Genomic DNA, 4,799 nt, shown 5'->3' with positions numbered 1-4,799 from the left:
TTGCAGCTCACTTCTGCTGGCAACTCTCCGACGGTGACGAGCGGGATGCTGATCACTTCGATCCTCACGCTCACCCTGCTCTACACCGGCCTGATCGTCGTCGACGTGTATTTGCTCTGGCGCAACTCCGTGGGCGCGCAATCTGCGGCCAAGCCGACGCCCGCCGGCGCCTAGCCGACTGTCGAGGTGCATCATGAACCTGAACGCCCTGTGGTTCGTCCTGATCGGCGGGCTGTTCATCGGCTTCTTCCTGCTCGAGGGGTTCGATTATGGCGTCGGCATCCTGGTGCCGTTCCTCGGCAAGAGCGATCACGAGCGGCGCATGCTGATCAACACCATCGGCCCGTTCTGGGATGCGAATGAGGTCTGGCTGATTGCCGCCGGCGGAGCGATGTTCGCCGCCTTCCCAGACTGGTATGCCACGTTGTTCAGCGGCTTCTACCTGGCGTTCTTGATCATCCTGCTGTGCCTGATCGTCAGGGGCGTGGCGTTTGAGTTCCGCAGCAAGGAAACCCGGCCGGGCTGGCGCCGGGCATGGGATGGCTCACTGTTCATCGGCAGCGCCCTGCCTGCTTTCTTGTGGGGCGTGGCCATGGGCAATCTGATCCTCGGCGTACCGATCGATGCCGACATGAACTACGTCGGGGGTCTGTTTGACCTGCTCCAGCCCTATGCCCTGGCCTATGGTGTCACCTCCTTCCTCGGCTTCGTGCTCACCGGAGCGGTGTTCCTGACGCTGAGAACCACCGGCGACCTGGCCGAGCGTGCCCACCAGCTCGCCGAAAGGCTCTGGCTGCCGACGGTCATCGTCGTCTTCCTGGTCGTCGGCTATGGCTACTTCTACTCGGGCATGTTCCAGCGCTTCGGCGTCAATCCCGCGATCGTCCCGCTGACCGCAGGGGCAGCGCTGCTGTCTGCCGGCTTCCTGCTCAAGCGCCGTTTCAACGGCTGGGCATTCGGCATGCTCCTGGTCACCATCGCCTTCACCCTTCTGACGCTGCTGATCGGCCTTTATCCGCGGGTGATGGTCTCCAGCCTCAACCCCTCCTGGAGCCTGACGATCTACAACGCCGCCTCCGGGCAGTACACGTTGCGGGTGATGACGATCGCAGCTGCGATCTTTCTGCCCTTCGTCCTGGCCTACCAGGCATGGTCATATTGGGTGTTCCGCCAACGGGTGACACCGGAGTCGCATCTCGAGTACTGAACGCCGCCGGCTGCGGCGCGCAATTGCAGGCGGAGCCACACCGGCTCCGCCTTGAACTTGCCTCCGTCCGCCGCCCGGGCGGGGCGGCCAGGGAGCCGCTGGACTCGAGGAAGGGGCAACGCTCCGCCTGATGCTCGAACGCCGCCTGCTCGCCCTGGCACCCGTCTCGCGCCGCTATCTGTACGCCTCGGTCATCGTCGGAACCCTCGCCGGCTGGGCCGCCATCGGCCTCGCCTGGCTGCTCAGTCGGGCGATTGCCGCCGTGTTCCTCGACGGTGCCGCTCTGCCCCAGGTCCTGCCCTTGCTGGTGGCGGCTGCGGCTGTGACCGGGCTGCGGGCTGCCGCCGCCTGGCTGAGCGAAGCCGCCGGGCAAGCCGCGGCGACAAGGGTCAAGCAGGCTGCCCGCACGCGCCTGGTCCAACACCTGTTCGCCCTCGGCCCAGCCTTCCTCAGCCGCCGCCGGGTTGGCGAACTGACGGCGACCGCCGGGGACGGGATCGATGCCCTGGACCCCTTCGTCGGGCAGTTCTTGCCGCAGCGCCGGTTGGGGCTGATTGTCCCCCTGGGCATCGTCGCGGTGGTGCTGCTGGTCGATCCGATCTCTGCCCTGATCCTGGCGGCGACCGGACCGCTGATCCCTCTCTTTCTGTGGCTGGTCGGCGACGCCTCTGCCCGCCAGACCCGCCGCCAGTGGCGAACGCTCGGAAGGCTGAGCGCGCAGTTCCTGGATGCCTTGCAGGGCCTGGCGACGCTGAAAGCCTTCGGTCGCAGCCGCGATCAAGCGCGCCGGATCCAGGCCTCTTCAGAGTCCTTCCGCCAAGCGACGATGCGCCTGCTGCGAGTGGCTTTCCTGTCATCGCTGACCCTCGAGTGGCTGGCAACGATCAGCACCGCCCTGGTGGCGGTTCAGGTAGGCGTGCGACTGTTGTACGCCGACCTGACCTTCACCGCGGCGATGTTCGTCCTGCTGCTGGCGCCCGAGTTCTATCTGCCGTTGCGCACGCTGGGGACACGCTTCCACGCCGGGACGACCGGTCGCGAGGCGGCCAATGCCGTGTTCCAGCTGCTCGACGAGCCCCTTCCCCTCCGGCGTTCAGCGCCCCACGCCTCCAGAACGGCCGTCCACAAGCCGGCCGCCCTGTCCTTCGATCAGGTCGGCTTCGGCTACCCCTCCCAGCCAAGGCCGGCGCTGAGCGGGCTGACCTTGCAGGTGCCCCCGGGCACGCGCCTGGCCGTGCTCGGGCCCAGCGGCGCTGGCAAGACCACCCTGGCATATCTGGCGCTCGGGCTGCTGCAGCCGACGGCAGGCTGGATTGAATTCGAAGGCCGGCGAGCCGACACCCTCGAACCCGCTGAGTGGCGACAGAGGGTGAGCTGGCTGTCGCAAACCCCCAGCCTGCTCGAAGGGACCATCGAGGACAACCTCCAATTCGCCCGGCCCGGCTGCAGCCGTGAAGCGCTGCGGGCAGCCGCCCGTCAAGCTGGTGCCGAGGCGTTCATCGCTTCTCTCCCCGAGGGCTACGACACCCGGGTCGGCGCGGCGGGCATCCGGCTGAGCGCCGGCGAAGTCAAGCGCATCGGCCTGACCCGGGCGTTCCTGCGGGACGCACCGCTCTGGATCCTCGATGAGCCGACGGCACTCCTCGATGCTGACTTGGAGGCCCACGTCCGGGACTCGCTGGAAGCCCTTCCCGCCGACCGCACTCTGATTCTGATCGCTCACCGCCTGGCTGGGCTTCCGCCCTGCGATCAGGTGCTGGTCCTGGCCGATGGCACACCGGTCGAATGCGGTCAGCCCTCGCTCCTGGCCAAGAGCGGCAGGATCTACCCGCAGCTGGTTGCAGCCTACGATCAGGGATAGCCCTCGATGTCGCTGCCGCCCACCCTGTCCACTCCGATCGAGCCGCTCTCCCCTCGCCTGGGCCGTCGGCTGTCCGGCATAGTTCACCGGGGGCAGCCGTGGGCGGCCGAGGTTCGGCTGCTCGGGGTGGCGCGCCCGGTCATCGGGTGGATGGCGCTGGCGGCGGCGCTGGGTGTGCTGACCGTCATCAGTGGAGTTGCTTTGATGGCGGCCTCCGCCTACGTGATCTCGGCTGCCGCCCTTCGTCCATCGATCGCAGAGCTGCAGGTGGCCATTGTCGCCCTGCGTTTGTTCGGCATTAGCCGGGGGTTGCTGCGGTACGCCGAGCGCCTGGCCTCGCACCACGCCACCTTCGCCCTGTTGGCGCGCCTCCGGCTGTGGTTCTTCGTCTCGCTGGAACCTCTGGCCCCGGCTCGCCTGCTCGGGTTCCGCAGCGGTGACCTGCTGGCGCGCATCCTTTCCGACATCGAGATGCTGCAGGAGTTCTTCTTGCGGGCGGTGGCGCCTCCGGTGGTCGCCCTGCTGGTGGCACTCCTGACCGCCCTGGTCTTGTGCGGGCTGTCCCCGGCATTGGCCGCCCTCAACCTGATCCTGGCGTGCCTGGGCGGGATCGGCCTGGCGTGGCTGGCGCAGCGCCTGACCCGCTCGAACGCCGCCCGGCTGGTCGATGCCCGCAGCCGGATGCAGGCTACGGTGGTGGAGGCTCTGCAGGGGATCGAGGATTGGCTGGTCTACGGGCTGGAAGCCGAATGGGGGAGCCAGGTGGCAGCGTTGGGGACGGAACTGGCGCACACGCAAACGCGCCGGTCGCGCACACTGGCTCTGGTGAGCGCCGCCAGCACCTGCCTGGGCGTCCTGGCGTGTCTGGCGACCCTCGCACTGCTCACGCCGCTGGTCCGGCAGGGCAGTCTGAATGGCGTGTTCCTGGCTTCGGTCGCGCTGGGCGTTCTGGCCAGCTACGAGCCGGTCGGCGCCCTGCCTGCGGCGGCCGAACAATCCGCTACGTCAAGGCAGGCCGCGGCGAGGCTGATCGAGATCGTCGAGGCCGAGCCGGAGATCGACGAGGGCCCAGGCGGCCTGCTCGATGCGCCCTTCCGATCGCTTCGGGTCGAACACCTCAGCTTCCACTACCCGGGAGATGCTCGTCCGGTGCTCTCCGATGTTTCCTTCGACCTTGTCCCCGGACGGCGCCTGGCGATCCTGGGGGCCAGCGGCTCTGGCAAGAGCACGCTGGCCCACCTGCTTCTCCGCTTCTGGGAGGTGGATGCTGGATGCATTCAGGTGAACGAGCAAGACGTGCGCCGGCTGCAGCCGGCGGCCATCCGCCAGCTATTCTCCAGCCTGCTTCAACCGCCCTATCTCTTCTCAGCCACTGTCGGAGAGAACATTCGCCTGCAGCAGCCGGGAGTGTCTTCGGCGGAGATCGAGCTTGCCCTCGAGCTGGCTGGTCTCAAGGAGCGGGTGGATGCCCTACCGGATGGGCTGGAGGCCTGGGTCGGTGAGTACGGCACCGCCCTCAGCGCCGGCGAGCGCCAGCGCCTGGCACTGGCGCGAGCGCTGGCACGGCCCGCCCCAATCCTGCTGCTGGACGAGCCTACGGCTGGCCTCGATCCGGTCACGGCCGGCCGGGTGCTCGACAACCTATGGCGAGCCCTCGGGGAGCGAGCCTTGATCCTGATCACCCATGACCCGACCGGCCTGGATCAGGTGGATGAGATCCTGGTCATGGAG

The 4,799-nt window shown here is 67.9% G+C and carries 3 protein-coding genes; all 3 read left to right on the top strand.

Features of this window, described 5'->3' with window-relative positions; genetic code table 11:
• Nucleotides 1-193 precede the first annotated feature (193 nt).
• A complete protein-coding gene (gene cydB, locus MUO23_10390; protein MCJ7513362.1) occupies nt 194-1,207 on the top strand; it encodes a cytochrome d ubiquinol oxidase subunit II in 1,014 nt (337 codons plus the stop codon).
• Nucleotides 1,208-1,337: 130 nt separating this feature from the next.
• Nucleotides 1,338-3,068, top strand: a complete 1,731-nt coding sequence (gene cydD, locus MUO23_10385; protein ID MCJ7513361.1) for a thiol reductant ABC exporter subunit CydD — start codon at nt 1,338-1,340, stop codon at nt 3,066-3,068.
• 6 nt (nt 3,069-3,074) lie between these two features.
• A partial coding sequence (gene cydC, locus MUO23_10380) for a thiol reductant ABC exporter subunit CydC (protein ID MCJ7513360.1) occupies nt 3,075-4,799 on the top strand: 1,725 nt, incomplete at its 3' end.

The organism is Anaerolineales bacterium, from assembly GCA_022866145.1.
Classification (GTDB): domain Bacteria; phylum Chloroflexota; class Anaerolineae; order Anaerolineales; family E44-bin32; genus PFL42.
This window is presented reverse-complemented; position numbering and strand designations above follow the sequence as displayed.